The sequence below is a fragment of the Cupriavidus sp. 01L43 genome, assembly GCF_056399925.1.
Genome location: NZ_JBFTSH010000025.1, coordinates 1 through 16,463, shown reverse-complemented (window position 1 = coordinate 16,463; position 16,463 = coordinate 1). Strand labels below are relative to the sequence as shown.

The following is a 16,463-nucleotide window of genomic DNA, read 5'->3' as shown; positions in this document are numbered from 1 at the left end:
CGGGAAATACGCTGGAATCGGACATTCGCCTGAGACAACTGTCCCCGATTCTGAAAGTGCGGCCCCACGCGTTCCGGGATGGTGCCACGGGGCTAGAATCGCATCACTCTTCATCGTCCGAGGACGTCATGCTTCGCCGTCGTGCTGCCTTTGCCGCCTTTGTCGCGGTTGCTGTCTCGCTGGCCGCCGCCCTGCCGGCCCCGCCAGCCCTTGCCGCGCCTACGCGTAGCGCCGCCCGTGCGCAGTCGCCGGCCCCCGCCACCGCGCCGGGCGCTACCCCCGTGCTCCAGGCCACGCGCGTGGCCGCCGTGGAAGGCATCACCGAGTACCGGCTGCCGAACGGCCTGCGCATCCTGCTGGCGCCGGACGCCGCGCAGCCCACCACTACGGTCAACATGACCTATCTGGTGGGCAGCCGGCACGAGAACTACGGCGAAACCGGCATGGCGCACCTGCTGGAGCACATGCTGTTCAAGGGCACGCCATCGCTGCCGGGCAAGACGATTCCGACGGAATTCGCGCGGCGCGGCATGCAGTACAACGGCACCACGTCGCAGGACCGTACCAATTACTTCCAGACCTTTGCCGCCAGCGAGGACAACCTCGACTGGGCGCTGAAGATGGAGGCGGACCGCATGGTCAACAGCTTTGTCTCGCGCACGGACCTGGACAGCGAGATGTCCGTGGTGCGCAACGAGATGGAGATCGGCGAGAACAATCCGATGCGGATGCTGCTGCAGCAGATGAACGCGGCGTCCTACCGATGGCACAACTACGGCAAGGCGCCGATCGGCGCGCGCAGCGACGTGGAGCATGTGGGCATCGAGAACCTCCAGGCGTTCTACCGCCGCTACTACCAGCCGGATAACGCCGTGCTGGTGGTGACGGGGCAATTCGACCCCGCCACCACGCTGACGCGCATCGAGCAGGCCTTCGGGCCGATTCCGCGCCCCACACGCGTGCTGCCGACCGAGTACACCGTGGAGCCGCCGCAGGAAGGCGCGCGCGAACTGACGCTGACGCGCCCCGGCGACAGCAGCATCGTCGCCGTGCAATACCACGTGGCGCCCGGCGCCCATCCCGACACCGCCGCGCTGACCCTGCTGTCCCTGGTCCTCTCCGACACGCCGGGCGGGCGGCTGCACCACGCGCTGGTGGAGACCCACAAGGCCGCATGGCAAACCAGCCGGTTCGAAGGGATGAAGGACCCCGGGCTGATCGTGTTCGCGGCCGGCACGAGCAAGGATCGCCCGCTCGACGCCGTGCGGGCCGCCCTGCTGGCCGAGGTGGAGGGGCTGGCCACGCGGCCGGTCACCCAGGAGGAACTCGACCGGGCGCGCACGCGGGTGCGCAACGGCTACGAGCAGGTGCTGAATAATCCGGCGCAGTACGGCGTGCTGCTGTCCGAAGCCATCGCCAAGGGCGACTGGCGGCTGTTCCTGCTCGACCGCGACCGCGTGGAGGCCGCCACGCTGGCGGACGTGCAGCGCGTGGCCGACCTGTACCTGCGGCCGACCAATCGCACCGTCGGACAATTCCTGCCCGGCGACAAGCCGCAGCTTGCCAACGTGCCGAAGGCGCCCGACGTGGCCGCGCTGGTGCGCGACTACGCGGGCCGCCCGGCCGCCGCGCCGGTGCCGACGTTCGACCCAAGCCCGGCCAATATCGACGCCCACACGGTGCGCCAGACGCTGCCCAACGGCATGCAGCTGGCGCTGCTGTCCAAGCCCACGCGCGGGGAGGCCGTCAACGGCACGCTGGTCCTGCGCTTTGGCAACACGCAGGCGCTGCAGGGCCAGTCCTCGGTGGGGTCGCTCGCGGCGGGCATGCTCGACCGTGGCGCCGGCGCGTTCGACCGCCAGCGCATTGCCGACCGCTTCGAGGCGCTCAAGGCCAGTGTGTCGATCTCGGGCAACGCCGAGCGGCTGACGGTGCGTTTCGAGACGCGGCGCCAGTACCTGCCGGACCTGATGGCGCTGCTCCGCACGGTGCTGCGCATGCCGACGTTCCCGGCCAGCGAGTTCGAGACGCTGCGCGCGAGCAGTGTCGCCGGCATCGAGAGCCAGCAACGCCAGCCCAACGCGCTGGCGCCGAACGCACTAGGCCGCCATGGCAACCCGTACCCGCCCGAGGACCCGCGCTACACCCCCACCTTCGACGAAAGCATCGCCGCGCTGCGCGCCGTCACCCCGGCGCAGATCCGCACGTTCCATGCGCGCTTCTACGGCGCTGAGCACGCGCAACTGGCGCTGGTCGGCGATTTCGATGCCGATGAGGCCGTGCGGCAGGCCACCGCCCTGTTCGGCGACTGGCGGGCGCAGGTGCCGTTCGAACGCCTGGAGCGCCCGTTCTACGCGATTCCGGCGGCCAGCTTCACGCTGGAGACGCCGGGGAAGGCCAACGCGGTCTATCTGGCGTCGCTGCCGATCGACCTCGTCGACGGTTCGCCCGACTACCCCCTGCTGCTGGTCGCCAGCCGCGTGCTCGGCGGCACCGGCATGCGCAGCCGCCTGGCGGACCGGCTGCGCCAGCAGGACGGCATCAGCTACGGGGCGTCGAGTTCGATCTCGGTGGGCGCGCTGGATCGGGCCGGGCGCTTCGGCCTGTGGGCGGCCTACGCCCCCCAGAACCAGGGCCGGCTGCGCAAGGCCATCGACGAGGAAATGGCACGCTTTGCGCGTGACGGTATTTCCGACGCCGAGCTGGCGGAGGCCGTGAGCGGCCTGCTCCAGCAAGGCATGATGAGCCGCACACGCGACGGCGCGCTGGCCGGCGCGCTCGCCAATCAGTTGTTCCTGGACCGCACCATGGCCCATACGGCCGAAGTGGAGGCTCGCATTCGCGCTGCCACGCCTGCCGCCGTGAACGACGCCATCCGCCGCTACCTCACGCCGGCCGGGCTGACGCAGGCCTTCGCGGGAGACTTTGGCGCCACCACGGGGGCGGTGGCGCCGGTCGGCATGCCGGCTCCGGCGGCGGCAATCGAGCCGCCAGACGCATCAAAGCCCTAGGAAGCTGGTATAAGGAAGAACGCCAATTCTGGCGAGACCGGCCCGGGGCCGGGGTTGCGGGCCGAAACGCCCGTGACTACCCCTTCCGCGTCCTTGTGACGGCCGGTCAATCACTGTATATTCGTACAGTATTCGTTGAGACAAGAGGTGTGGATGTCAATCGTGCGAGCTGGCAGCAAGTCGGAAGCGCTTCGGCTTCTGGCCTCCGAGCAGGTGCTGGCGCTTGAGCTGGATTACGAAACCGGATGGCAGGATGCCGTCGAGTTGGGCCGGCTCGGAGAAAAGCGCGGCATCAAAGTGCAATACCGCGGACAGGAAAGCATCGCTGTCCGCTCCCGCGAGGCCCTGGTCGAGGGGCTCGCCAAACCCAAAGGCACGTTCCGGCAACGGAATCTCTATTGCCAGTTCGACCTCGGCACGCTTGCCGACAATGAATTGCTGGATCTGGAAGCCAAGGCGACCCGCCTGGGCGACTACATTCTCGCCGGCCATCTGCTGCGCGACGTGGACGGCGTCTGGCCGTGACGGGCAACTGACGGGCAACGGACGGGTAACTGACGGCCGCACATGGCAAATGACGGCCTCGCGGGCCGTCATTGCATTGAATCGACGTGGAAACCTGGCGGGAAGCTACTGCCAGACGCGCGTCGCGCCAGCCCAACGGGCGGCTGCGGAGGCGTGCATCACGGCGTGATCGGCGTCGGCGCCTGGGGCCAGCCCCGGCTGCGCCGTGTCGATCGATGTCCGGCAAAGCACCGCCGTAACCAGCGTCTTGATATGACCACGCGCGCCACCCGCCAGGGCGGCGAGGTGTTCATGCCCGTCGAGCACGATCAGGCCGTCTCCGGCCTGTGGGCGCAGCTCCAGCGCGTAGAGATGATCACATTCGCATTGCATGCGGCCACCCGATACCGCCACCACGATGGCATTCGGCAGCGCCAGCCCGCTCTCGCGCACGGTGTCGCGCAGCCGGTCCAGATGCGCCTGCGCGCGGTAATCACGCGCCGAGTGCGCCGGCGCGGGCCCGTTGCTCAAGGCCATGAGGTCGTCGGGCGACACCATCAGCGTGTACGCCTGCAACGCCGTGCGGTAGGTAGCCACCACCGCGCGCAGCCGGTGCACATCGGCCGATTTGGCGGCCGCCACTGACGGCGCGGACGTTACGGACACGCTCGATGCCCTCGGCACCGTTGCCTGGAACTTGCTCATCCTGCCTCCCCCTGCTTATCGTCGCGGGTTTTCGTCGCGGGTTGCATGGCACCCGGCCCGGAGGCCGGGCGCTGGCCATCAGTCGCGCAGCAGTTGCTTGGCGATGATCAGTTGCTGGATCTGCGTGGTGCCTTCGTACAGGCGCAGCAGGCGCACGTCGCGGTAGAACCGTTCGGCCTTGTATTCGGCGATGTAGCCGGCGCCGCCGTGGATCTGCACGGCGCGGTCCGCCACGCGGCCCACCATTTCGGTACAGAACATCTTCGTGCACGAGGCCAGCATGCTGACTTCGGGGTCGCTCTTGCCGGCAGGCTTGGCGTCGTAGCGCTGCGCGCAGTCGCGCACCATCGACAGGCCCGCGTATAGCTCGGCCTGGCTGTCGGCCAGCATGCCCTGAATCAGCTGGAAGTCGCCGATGGGCTTGCCGAACTGCTTGCGCTCCTTCGCATAGGCCACGGCGTCGGTAATCAGCCGGTGCGCCATGCCGCAGGCCAGCGCCGAGATATGCAGGCGCCCACGGTCGAGGACCTTCATCGCGGTCTTGAAACCCACGCCCGGCACGCCGCCGATGATGTTGGCCGCCGGCACGCGCACGTTTTCCAGCACCACGTCGCAGGTCTTGGTGCCGCGCTGGCCCATCTTCTTGTCCGGCTTGCCGAGGGAGATCCCCGGCGTATCGGCGGGCACGATGAACGACGAGATGCCGGACGCGCCCGGACCGCCGGTGCGCGCCATCAGCGTGAAGGCGCCGGCGCGCGGCGCGTTGGTGATGAAGCGCTTGGTGCCGTTGATGACGTAGTGGTCGCCATCCAGCTCGGCACGCGTCTGCAGCGAGGCGGCGTCGGAGCCGGCGTTCGGCTCGGTCAGCGCGAACGAGATGATCAGCTCGCCGCTGGCGATCTTCGGCAGGTATTCCTGCTTCTGCGCCTCGGTGCCGTCCATCAGGATGCCCTGCGAGCCGATGCCCACGTTGGTGCCGAACACCGAGCGGAACGCAAACGCCGTATGGCCGAGGTCATAGACCACATCGCATTCCTGCGACATGGCCAGGCCGATACCGCCGTAGTTCTCGGGAATGGAGATGCCGAACAGGCCCATCTCCTTCATGTCGGCGACGATCTCGGCTGGCACTTCGTCCAGTTCTTCCAGCGTGTCTTCCGCCGGCTTCAGCCGTTCGTCGATGAAACGCTGCACCGAGGCGCGCAGCAGGGAAAACGATTCGGCGTCGAGGGCCATGGCAAATCTCCGGGTCAATGCGGGTCAGACACAATGGGCGTCAATGGTACGCCGCCTGACCGATTTGACAATCCACGCAGGCTTGGACAGAAGGGATAAAACAATTTGACAATCACCGGCGTGCCTGCCGCTGGTTCGCTGTCACGCCTAGTGCGGCATGCAGAACAAACAATCCACCCTGCAGAACAATCGCCCGGAAACCCAATACCGGCAAGTGGTGATGCATTCGCCACGTGACTTATTCGCCGCTATCGGCTGGGCAACCTTGTTGCGTTCGGAGTACGCTACCCGGGCACAACCCACGGGTGTGTTCCGCGCGTCTGGCCCCCGCTTGCCGCCTGCCGCGGCTCCGCCCGCGCCCCGATCCCAGCGGCGCCCCTCGCCGCCAAGAAAGAGAAGGTCCATGACTCAAATCGCCTCAACCGCCGATACCTCCACGGCACCCTCCCCAGAGGAGACCAGGAAACGCGTCTTCGCGATTGTTGCCGCTTCGTCCGGCAACCTCGTTGAATGGTTCGATTTCTACATCTACGCGTTCTGCGCCATCTATTTTGCGCCGTCGTTCTTCCCGAAAGCCGACCCGACTGCCCAGCTGCTGAACACGGCTGGCGTGTTTGCCGCCGGCTTCCTGATGCGACCGATCGGCGGCTGGCTGTTCGGCCGCATCGCGGACCGCAACGGGCGCAAGAACTCGATGCTGATCTCGGTGGTGATGATGTGCTTCGGCTCGCTGCTGATTGCCTGCCTGCCGACCTACGCCACCATCGGCACCCTCGCCCCCGCCCTGCTGCTGCTGGCGCGACTGCTGCAAGGCCTGTCCGTGGGTGGCGAATACGGCACAACGGCAACCTATATGAGTGAAGTGGCGCTCAAGGGCCGGCGCGGGTTCTTCTCATCGTTCCAGTACGTGACGCTGATCGGCGGCCAGTTGCTGGCGGTGCTGGTGGTGGTGGTGCTCCAGCAATTGCTCGATGAAGCCGAACTCCGGGCCTGGGGCTGGCGCATTCCGTTCGTGATCGGCGCGATTACTGCCGTGGTAGCACTGCTGCTGCGCCGCACGCTGCACGAGACCTCGTCGGCGCAGAGCCGCAACAGCAAGGAAGCCGGCAGCGTGGCGGAACTGTTCCGCCACCACAAGGCGGCGTTCTTCACCGTGCTGGGCTATACCGCCGGCGGTTCGCTGATTTTCTATACGTTCACCACGTACATGCAGAAGTACCTGGTCAACTCGGCCGGCATGTCGATCAAGACCGCCAGCTACGTCATGACGGGCTGCCTGTTCCTGTACATGTGCATGCAGCCGATCTTCGGCGCCTTGTCTGACCGCATCGGCCGCCGCAACAACATGCTGATGTTCGGCGCGCTGGGCGCACTGGTCACGGTGCCGGTCCTGACCGCGCTGCGCACCGTATCGAGCCCGGAACTCGCTTTTGTGCTGATCTCGGTGGCGCTGGCGATCGTGAGCTTCTACACCTCGATCAGCGGCATCGTGAAGGCCGAGATGTTCCCGCCCGAAGTGCGCGCGCTGGGGGTGGGCCTGGCCTACGCCGTGGCCAACGCCATCTTCGGCGGCTCGGCCGAGTACGTGGCGTTGGGCCTGAAGTCGATGGGCCATGAGACCACGTTCTACTGGTACGTCACGGGCATGATGGTGCTAGCGTTCTTCGTCAGCTTGCGGCTGCCGCGCCAGGCGAAGTACCTGCATCACGAGCACTGACCATCCGCCTCCGGGCGAGCATGGCAAACTAAGGGGCCTCCGGGCCCCTTTTTCTTTGGTGGGCCTTCGGACCCTTTCTCATCTCCGCCACCCCGCCGCCATGGATCTCAACGCCTTGCGCCTGTTCGTCGACATCGTCGATGCCGGCAACCTCAGCGCCGCCGCCCGCAAGCTCAAGATGACGCGCGCCAACGTCAGCTACCACCTGAAGGCGCTCGAGGAGGAACTCGGCGTGCAACTGCTGCGGCGGACCACGCGACACGTGGAGCCGACGCCCGTGGGCGCCGGCCTGTACGAGCACGGACGCAACATCCTGGGCGAGGTAGCCGCCGCCAACGCGCTGATCAGCAGCATGGGCAAGAGCCTGCAGGGCCATGTGCGACTGTCGGTGCCCACCGGCCTCGGCCACAGCCTGCTGTCGCCGCTGCTGGTGCAGTTCAAGCAGCGTTACCCGGACATCACGCTCGACGTGGTGTTCGACAACCGCATCCACAACCTTGTGTCCGAGGACGTGGAAGTGGCGCTGCGGATCATTTCCACGCCGCCAGACTCCGTGGTGGCCACCGAGATCGGCGAGGTGGACTGGGTCGTATGCGCCGCGCCGTCCTACCTGGCGGGCCGCGCGGCGCCGGCGGCACTGGGCGACCTGACGGCCCACGCCATCGTCTGCGCCTCTCCGATAGGCCAGAAGCTCAAGGCCTCCGGCACGCGCGGCGAGGACAGCGCCCGGGAACAGGTGGTGCTCGCTCCGACGCTAAGTTCCGAGAACTTCGCGTTTCTCAAGGACGCCGTGGTCGGCGGGCTCGGCATTGGCATTTTTCCGATGTACGCGATCGGTGACGAACTGTCGCAGGGCACCCTCGTGCCCTTGCTGGACGGCTACCGCATCAGCGTCTTCGGCAGCAAGCTGTACCTGCTGACCATGCCGAACCGCTACCAGACCATGGCCACGCGCTACCTGCTGACCTTCCTGAAGACCGAACTCCAGGCGATCTGGCCCCGCATGCGCGACGCCAGAGCCTATATTGAAAAGACCTAGAACAACCGGCGCGTGCTGGCGCAGGAGGCAGGCAATCATGGCAATCGCAAACACCCTGGCTGGCCGGCTCAGCCGCATGAACAGCCAGTTCGACATCATCCGTCACCCCTACAGCCTGAGCAGCATGGCCACCGCCCAGGCCGCCCATGTACCCGGCAACCGGCTGGCCAAAACCGTCCTGCTCGAGGACCAGGCCGGCTACGTGGCCGCAGTGATTCCTTCGAGCCACCACCTCCGGCTTTCGGACATCTGCGAGCAAACCGGCCGTGACCTGGTACTGGCCCACGAGGACGAGATCCGCGAGGTTTTCAAGGATTGCGACCTCGGCGCCATCCCGCCCGTGGCCATGTCCTACGGCATGCCGACCTATGTGGATGAATGCCTGATGGAAGAACCCGAAATCTGGTTCGAAGCCGGCGACCACGAGGAACTGGTGCACATGCAACGCGACCAGTTCATGGCGCTGATGTCGGACGCGGAACGGGGCAGGTTCTCGCATCGGATGATGTGAGGGGGCAGTTTCACGATCCGCGCGCCGCTGCGGTCGGCGCGCGATCGGCGAAGATGCGCGACGGCAACACGAATCCGCGCAATGCCAGCAGCTCCAACGGCCCTTGGCCGAGTTCGGTGCGCATCAGGTAGCGGATCGGATAGGCGATGTCCTTCGACATAGGCTGCATCGCTGCGCGGGGCATCAGGCTATCGGGTTCTGGCGGAAGATTCGAAACCAGGCTCTCGGGCGAGCCGTGCCAAGTGATCTGGAACGTCGCGCTGTCGATCGCCTCGACGCTGGCGCGCTCGAGCATCCGCACCAGCCCCCATCGCCCCGTGAACTCATAGTGCTTGTTGGTGCCGGCCGCTTCCGTACGCCATTGCAGCCGGGTGCCTGGGCTGTCCGGCGTGCTTGCGGGCCAGATCATGGCCTGCCATGTCTCGCGCTGGTTGTAGTAGTGAAGTTGCTGGCCATCGAGCGTCAGTAGCGTATCGGTCAGGCGAGGCGCGGGAATCGGCTTGAGTTCGAACTGGTAACGCGGCTCCCCCTGTGCGAGCAGGCGCACGCCTATCCGCTGCAGACGGTTGATCGCGTCCAGGAACGCCGGATCAAATGCCACCGCCTGTCCGCCCGTAGCAGCTGGCTTCCATTGATCGCCCTGCAGTTCCAGCACGCCGGCCAACTGCGCGGCGAGGAAACTCTGGATCAGCCCCCCTTGTGGCCTGAGGAAGCGCGCCAACTCGGGCAGCGAGGCATCGTTGGCGGTGTCGGCAAACGGATAGCGACCGGTGAACGAGCGGCCCCACGCCATGGCAATGCTCTCGCGCCAGGCCGCGTTGAGGCTCGCCTGGGCGGGCTGGAGCGCGGTTTGCGTCGCCTGGGCAATGGGGCGGACAAACAACGCCTCGCCCATGCCCGCCCACTCTGCACCCAGACTGGCGGCGATCAGCCGCGCATACGCCTGGGTATCGGCCAACTCGGACGCCTTGCCCTGGAACAGCGCCTGCGCCATCTGACGAGCCTGGGCGTCGGCGTCCGGGCTGTTGCTCACTTGCTGCAGCCGCAGCCGCAATGCCGTGGCGCGCTCGAGAAAGCGTTGCAGACTCAGGTCGCCGGCGCTGGCCTGATCCTGCGCCACGAGCCGGGTGATCGGCCCGAATGATGGTCCCAAGGGACCGGCGGTGGCGGGCTTCACCCGCTTCGGCCCGGCCGGCTTCTTGCCAAGCATGTCCTGCGCCTTGGCTACAAGCGTGTCGGACAGCGAGTCAGCCCGGACTCCAGCCCGGCCCTGATATTCGAGCGAGGTCATCAGCGCAATGACCGGCGACTGGCGGGCGTCCGCCATCAGCTTCAACTGATCGATGGCGCCCGGCAGCGTAGGCGCCGGCTCCCATTGCAGGCTGTTCATGAAGCGCTGCCAGTGGTCGGCATAGTCGGCAAAGTACTGGGCTGTCAATGCGGCATGGAGGTCGGCGGGTGACGTAGGCTGCTGTGGCGCGCTAGCGCCCGAGAGCACCCAATCGCTTGTGACCTGCGTGCGCTTGGCGACGCTTTCGATTGCCTCGGCCACATGGTCTTCATAGGCTTGCCGGGTGTAGGCGCCCGGCACCAGCGCATTCGCGCGGATCAGCCCGCGCGCATCGGTGCCGAGTGTCAGCGACGCCAATGTCTGGTCGGGAAACCGGCCGCCAATCCCGTCGATCACCTGCCTGTAGAGCGTGTCCTGCGCGTTGCGCTGGTCGATCACCGCGAGCACTGTCCGGCGCGCGCCTGCCACCAACTCCGGGCGTGCGGTGATGCGCCAGTCGGGATGGGACTTGAAGTGGTCGGCGTGGAACTTGAGCAGGCGCTCGGCCAGATCGTCGCGCTCGCCCGGCGTGATGCGGGCATCGGTCTGCCAGTACTGGACGAGTTCGGTCTTGAGGAAGTCCGGCTCGACGCGTTCCGGGTTGGCGAGCATGAGATACGTCTTGAGGCTCTCTCGTCCACGGAGCGCCCAATCGCTGGCTTGCGTGTCAAGGCCAGCGGCCTGGACCTGCGCCAGCTCGGCGAGTTCATCTTCGAGATTCTGCTGGATCGGCGCGACAAGCAGTTCCCGGCTATGTTTGGCGTAGAGTTCCCACAGCGCGGAAGCGATGGCGGCGTCGCGATTGAGGCCGAGGCGGGTGGAGATCGATGCCAGGTGGCCGGCATCAGGCGCGTAGTGCGCGATTTCGTGTTGCAGGCCAAGCAGCGAACGAAGGCGCTCGGCGGTGTTGGGGGCGGCGGCGATGGCATCGACGGCTTCCTGCGCAGCATGGATGCTGCGGGCACTCTGGAAGCCGGAGAGCAACATCCCGGCGCTCCACAGACCAATGGCTACAAGCGCGATGGTCGAGAAGACGGTGACCGGATGGAAGCCGATGCGGCGACCGCCAAGACGGTTGGCACGCTCGCCGACATAGCGCCAAAGCGGCAGGACTGCAGCGGGATGGTAGCCCGATCCGCCCGACATCGCGCCTGGTCCCGGCGCAAAAACGACACCCCGGATCGGCATGAAAGTGCCGGGCCGGGCATTCATGCCGAAGATCCAGTCTGCCAGCGCCTTGCCACGGATGTCGAGGCGCTGGGATAGCTGTGCAAGGAAGCGGTCGCGGCCGTTCTCGATCAACGCTTCAATCCCGAGCGTCGCCAGGCGGCTCCGCAGTTCACCCAAGGCAACGGAAATGGCCGCCGCATTGGCTCGCGGCGGCAGTTCGCACCCGATCACAGGCGTGGGCCCGTCGCCGGCCACGTCATGGATACGGGCGACGTCGAGCACGTAGACCGGCGCCGCCCAGCGTAGCGACTTCGCAATGTGGTCCAGCCGCATGCCCAGCGTGACGATTCCCCGGCGCTGGGGTCGTAAATCGGCCTCCCCATGTGTCACCAACACAATGGCGCTCACCGGCGCGGCCCGCAGCTTGCGGAGTCGATCCAGCCAGGCGCGGTCTGGTTGGCCATCCGGCCCGGTCTGATTCCACAGCAGAAGCGCTTCTTCGGTAATCTGCCAGCGGTCGTTGACGATGCCCGGCAGCAACTCGGCAATGACGGCGTCATCGCCCGTCAGCAGCAGACGAGGCAGATGACGGGCGCCCGGGTCCTGCAACGCTTGCTTGAGCCTGTCATATTCCGTCGATTTCAGTGCCACATCGCCGGGCTCCCGCCTGCCCCGGCGCGCTGCCGGATCGCGCTGGTGCGGCGTGTCTCGGGCCGATCGGGCGGCCAGCACCTTCCACGCCGCGGCGACCGGACCACGCATCAGGAGCACTGCGGCGCCCACGATCATCGCAATGACCGCTTGCCGCCGGGCGGAGTCGCTGCCATCGCCCATCAGGTATGCCGTGGCTGCGACCGCCGCCGTCATGGCGGAGACCACGATGGTGTACCCCCGGCTCTTTGGATGTGTCATCACGTTGTTTCCTGTTCCTTGGGGCCAGCCGGGGGGCGTACGACTGCCAGGCAAAGCGTGCGTTCCCTGCACGCGATCAATTGCGGCTCGCCACGCTGCCGGGCATTCTCTACAGCCAGTGCAGCGGCGAGCCATGGGGTGGCAACGCCAGGGTTGCCGAGCGCAGCGTCAATGTCATGCACGCCGGCGAGTTCATCGGTCTGTGTCGCGCCCAGTGCGATTTCCGAGCCCTCGGTCAGCATGGCCGCCTTCTCGGCCTTCTGCAGGCCGGATTGCCACAGGTGTGTCAAGGCATCCGGCGTTATCTGGCCGAACAGCGCGGCTGTCCGGATGGTGTCGGCGAGGCCATGGGCGGCGGCCACAGGCCGATGTAGCGTGGCAACGGCGGGCAGCTCAAGCCGCTCCGCCAATGGCGCCCAGCCCAATAGCAGCGCGACGGCCGCCTCGGCGCTGTTCTGTGGCGGCGTCTCGTGCAATTGGACGGCAACGAAGAGGCGGAATCGTTCCAGCGCCGGGCCACCCGTCTCGTCTAGCCAGGCATCGAGCGCCATCAGCCCATCATTGGCTGGGAGGACCGAGGCTTCAACGTGATGGAGGCCCGTGGCTGTCCAGCATGTCTGCCAGGCGTGGCGAAGCGGCGCCGGATCGACGCCATCGGACACCTGCAACGTGACATCCAGCGGCACGCTCGGGGGCAACGCGCGTAGCGGCATTTCCAGTTGTCCGAGAATGGCTTCGAACACTTCCGCATAGCGGCCACCCGGCTCCACTTCCTCGGCCAGCGGCAGCCTGGAATGGCGAACCGGCGGCAGATGCGGGCGCGGCGAGTGGGCAACGAGAACCGAATCCCGCTCCAGGATCAGACCGGATGCGCAACCGGTCCGCATCGCGCAAAGATACGCGGCGTGGAGCACCGCTAGCGGCTCGGCGCCGAATGCCACGGCAGCTTCGAATTCGCGCTGCCGGGCGTCCGCCGTGGCGGTCAGACGGTTCATCTCATCTTCGTAGAAGTGGAGGCGAAAGCCGAACAGTACGCACCAGCCGAGCAACGGAAAGCCTAGCAGGCACATCCAGAACCACGGTGTTCCTGTTGGCGCGTCCTTCGGCGACCCAAGCAAGGTCCAAAGGGCGCCGCCCGCCAGAAATGCAGCTAGCAGGCCCAGCCACACGACCGCTACTGGGCGCGCCGGCGGTTCGGCATCCATCGTCGAACGAGGCAATTCCACTGTCATCGACTGGGCCTCACAGAAGACTTGAAATCAGCTTGCACCCGCACGTGGCGCGATGGCCGTGCCGCGCGATGGGCACGCCATGGTCCTGCATGGAAGCATCGCCCTCGATGATCAGGTTGGGACGCACTTCCGGATGCCGGGGGCACGACACGCTGTCGCCCACGCGTGCCACCGCGCGGCCGTCGTAGCGCATGGTGGCGGAGGCGCTGACCACCTTGCCGCCGTGATCGTTGGCGTCGCCCAATCGGATGAGATCACTCATGTCCGTCCTCCCGATTCAGAAAACACGGCGATAGCGGAAGTAGCCATCGGTTAACTCCCTCGGCTCCATCATTCCGCCAATCCGGAAGCCGGCCCGCGAGTCGTGGATGTAGTCGTCCATCAGGTGCTGCACGGCGGGGGGCAATGTGGCGCCAAGGCTGACCGCTTCGAGCATGCGGAGCGTCTCGGCATCCACGGGTCCGGCGCGCCGGCCTCGCGTAGTGCGAAGCACGGCGCCGGCAATGGGATTCAATCTCGCCACTCCATCGAGCGCCACTGCTGCAACCCCGGTGTCCTGGGCCCAGACGCGGAGATCGACAAGCTGCGCGGTGAAATCCTTGAGGGCTTCCCGTAGTTGCGCCCGGTCGGTCCTCAGGTGTGCCTCTCTGAAGAAACGTCGGTTCTCCATTAGACGACCTGGCCGGAGAAGGCCGTCTCGCCATTGCAGGTATTGCAGCGTGTGGGATCGTAGGACGGCCACCACGCCATCCTTGCCCTTCGCCGACGTCTTGATCCCGCAATGGTCGAAGAAGTTGTTCACCGCGGCCGCCAGTGTCGGCGGGCAATCGAAGTCTGGGGCAACGTCAGGCGTTTCCTTGATTTCCTCCATGCTCATCAGCGGTACGCCGCCGACGAGCGCGGCATGATGCATGTCGATAAGCGGAACCTGGGACAAATGGGGCGATGACAGACCGCCGCCGGGCATCGCCTTGCCCTGTTCCCCGGGACGATAGCCGCCACCCACGTCGGAGTGCATGCCTGGATACGCCACCTGCGTGGCACGTGCGGCAAGCTCAAGCGGAAAGCTCGCGCGCTGTTCGTGCAGCGCCACGAAGTGGACGCACTGCTCCACGGCGGGATGGATCTCGAGATTCGCGGGCGTCGCCCAGTCCATACGGCCATCGAAACCGGGCAGCATGTCGGCCACGCCGACCGACGCCACGGTATCGAACAAGCCCATGAAATAGATGCGCAACGGGATGCCGGCGAGGCGGTAGCCGCCATCCTCCTGCTCCAGCCACTGGAGAAGCCAGTTGGCGAACACGCGCGCTGTGGCCGCGCCACGAGAGAAGCCAAACACGGCGATGTTGATGTGCGTGACCTTGCGCTCGCGGTCCTTTACGACCGCTTCCAGTCGCTTCTCCCAGGTGTCCATCACCCTACGGCGATATCGAGTTTCGAAGCCAGTCTTGCTCGCTAGGTTAGCGACGGTTCCAACTTGACCGGTGCCGAACAAGGTAGTTTCCGTCAGGTACTCGTGTACCGAATCCAGGATACTCAGTATCGCCCAGTTAATCCTGTCCGCGCCCATATACCCCGCCGCAAGGCCAAGCGAGCCACCAGTGTCGCGAATCTCAGGGAAAGGGGTGCCGACTCCTGGTATGTACTGGGAGAAAAATCCACTTCTTGGATTATCGATCCGGGCCTTGTACAAGCGAGCGATGTTGCTATGTTTTCCGGCGGCCATCTGAGTGGTGCCGAGGCCTGGCTCTTCCCAGTCCATATTGTTGCCCGTGCCGTCGAAGAAGAGGCTCACATATATCTGGCCACCGCACTGGGCAGGATCTTTTTTTCGGATGCAGGCCATTGCCCTGGCTCGCTGTATAGTCTCCCGTGGTGTAAGGTCGCGCACGCCACTTGCGGGCATGTTCGGCGGCGGCGTGATGCTGTAAGGCATGTCGTTCTCTCCAATAGGTTTGGCTACAATCGAGCTTCATCGCCCTTCAAGGGATAGTCGGGGTGGTGGAGACTCATCATCGTCACGAACACCTTGACATTGCCGTCGCGCAGAAAATGCACGGCAAACCGTCCCAGTTCGTCTGGCCGATAGGGAGGCACGGAGACGAATCGCACCTGTGGAACATCGTCGATGCGATTGACCCATCTGACCTTTACCGTCATACCGGGCTCGTGGACCAAGGGCACCATGACACAACACGTGCGATTGCCACCGCCCTCGTGCGGCCAGATATTCGGTCCGCCATGACCGTTGACCTCAAACGCGTAGATCCCCACGTCCGTGTGGTTGTAGCCAACCATTGACACCGCGATGGGCTTGTCGCCGCAACCGGACATTGCCAGTGGCAATGCTGCTAGCAGGCCGGCTATCCACGCCCGTGGGCGCGCTACTGTGTAAGGCATGACTCTCCTCGTGGAACTGTGGTTACTTGCGCGCCTCGTCGCCCTTCAAGGGATAGTCAGGATGACGGAGCGCCATCATGGTCACGAAGACCTTGACGTTGCCGTCTCGCAGAAAATGCACCGCGACCCTTCCAATTTCCTCCGGCCCATAGGGCGGCACCGGGACGATCCGCTCCTGCGGAACATCGTCGATGCGATTGACCCATCGAACCTTCACCGTCGTGCCAGGCTTGTAGATCCGTGGCACCGTGACGCAACACGTGAACTTTCCGCCGCCCTCGTGCGCTCCAATATTTGGGCCGCCATAGCCATTGACTTCGAACGCGTAGATGCCCACATCGGTGTGGTTGTAGCCAACCATTGACACGGAGATTGGCTCGTCGCCACATCCGGACACGGCCAGTGACAATGCTGTAAGTAGGCCGGCTGACCACACCCGCGAGCGAGGTGCTTTGAAACGATTCAGACGGCCTGAAGATGGTGCTGCAGTGCTGTAAGTCATGGCTATCTCTCCAATCGGTGTCGTTACAGCCGAGCTTCATCGCCCTTCAAGGGATAGTCGGGATGGTGAAGATTCATCATCGTCACGAACACCTTGACATTGCCGTCGCGCAGAAAATGCACGGCAAACCTTCCCAATTCGTCTGGCCGATAGGGAGGCACGGAGACTGGCCGATAGGGAGGCACGGAGAC

13 protein-coding genes are annotated in these 16,463 nt (G+C 65.6%); 5 read left to right on the top strand and 8 right to left on the bottom strand.

Annotated features, from left to right (window positions below; all coding sequences use genetic code 11):
- Positions 1 to 128: 128 nt before the first annotated feature.
- Positions 129 to 3,011, top strand: coding sequence for a M16 family metallopeptidase (locus AC1DP9_RS26735; protein ID WP_477108966.1), 2,883 nt, complete (start codon positions 129 to 131; stop codon positions 3,009 to 3,011).
- A gap of 153 nt (positions 3,012 to 3,164) precedes the next feature.
- A complete protein-coding gene (locus AC1DP9_RS26730) occupies positions 3,165 to 3,536 on the top strand; it encodes a PHA-granule associated protein 4 (protein WP_092301661.1) in 372 nt (123 codons plus the stop codon).
- A 105-nt stretch (positions 3,537 to 3,641) separates the two neighbouring features.
- On the opposite strand, the gene AC1DP9_RS26725 is transcribed toward AC1DP9_RS26730, so the two are convergent.
- On the bottom strand, positions 3,642 to 4,220 hold the full coding sequence (locus AC1DP9_RS26725) for a hypothetical protein (RefSeq protein WP_477108965.1): 579 nt from the start codon (positions 4,218 to 4,220) through the stop codon (positions 3,642 to 3,644).
- Positions 4,221 to 4,298: 78 nt separating this feature from the next.
- On the bottom strand, positions 4,299 to 5,456 hold the full coding sequence (locus AC1DP9_RS26720) for an acyl-CoA dehydrogenase family protein (RefSeq protein ID WP_441593711.1): 1,158 nt from the start codon (positions 5,454 to 5,456) through the stop codon (positions 4,299 to 4,301).
- Between the two features lie 403 nt (positions 5,457 to 5,859).
- Here AC1DP9_RS26720 and AC1DP9_RS26715 point away from each other — a divergent pair, with 403 nt between their 5' ends.
- From AC1DP9_RS26715 to AC1DP9_RS26705, 3 genes are all read left to right on the top strand, one after another.
- Complete coding sequence (locus AC1DP9_RS26715; protein WP_092301665.1) at positions 5,860 to 7,173, top strand: MFS family transporter; 1,314 nt, start codon at positions 5,860 to 5,862, stop codon at positions 7,171 to 7,173.
- Between the two features lie 100 nt (positions 7,174 to 7,273).
- On the top strand, positions 7,274 to 8,212 hold the full coding sequence (locus AC1DP9_RS26710; protein ID WP_477106216.1) for a LysR family transcriptional regulator: 939 nt from the start codon (positions 7,274 to 7,276) through the stop codon (positions 8,210 to 8,212).
- Between the two features lie 37 nt (positions 8,213 to 8,249).
- A complete protein-coding gene (locus AC1DP9_RS26705) occupies positions 8,250 to 8,723 on the top strand; it encodes an aminoacyl-tRNA deacylase (protein ID WP_092301669.1) in 474 nt (157 codons plus the stop codon).
- 10 nt (positions 8,724 to 8,733) lie between these two features.
- On the opposite strand, the gene AC1DP9_RS26700 is transcribed toward AC1DP9_RS26705, so the two are convergent.
- From AC1DP9_RS26700 to AC1DP9_RS26675, 6 genes are read right to left on the bottom strand one after another with little or no spacing between them, the layout of a single operon-like run.
- Entirely contained in the window at positions 8,734 to 12,135 is a 3,402-nt protein-coding gene (locus tag AC1DP9_RS26700) for an ImcF-related family protein (protein WP_477108964.1), read from the bottom strand.
- Entirely contained in the window at positions 12,135 to 13,367 is a 1,233-nt protein-coding gene (locus AC1DP9_RS26695) for a hypothetical protein (RefSeq protein ID WP_477108963.1), read from the bottom strand. The genes AC1DP9_RS26700 and AC1DP9_RS26695 overlap by 1 nt, the downstream gene beginning before the upstream one ends.
- Positions 13,368 to 13,377: 10 nt before the next feature.
- Positions 13,378 to 13,629, bottom strand: coding sequence for a PAAR domain-containing protein (locus AC1DP9_RS26690; protein WP_454757520.1), 252 nt, complete (start codon positions 13,627 to 13,629; stop codon positions 13,378 to 13,380).
- Between the two features lie 15 nt (positions 13,630 to 13,644).
- On the bottom strand, positions 13,645 to 15,306 hold the full coding sequence (locus AC1DP9_RS26685; protein WP_477108962.1) for a T6SS phospholipase effector Tle1-like catalytic domain-containing protein: 1,662 nt from the start codon (positions 15,304 to 15,306) through the stop codon (positions 13,645 to 13,647).
- 23 nt (positions 15,307 to 15,329) lie between these two features.
- Positions 15,330 to 15,770, bottom strand: a complete 441-nt coding sequence (locus AC1DP9_RS26680; protein WP_477108961.1) for a DUF3304 domain-containing protein — start codon at positions 15,768 to 15,770, stop codon at positions 15,330 to 15,332.
- A gap of 22 nt (positions 15,771 to 15,792) precedes the next feature.
- A complete protein-coding gene (locus tag AC1DP9_RS26675) occupies positions 15,793 to 16,272 on the bottom strand; it encodes a DUF3304 domain-containing protein (protein WP_477108960.1) in 480 nt (159 codons plus the stop codon).
- Positions 16,273 to 16,463: the final 191 nt, after the last annotated feature.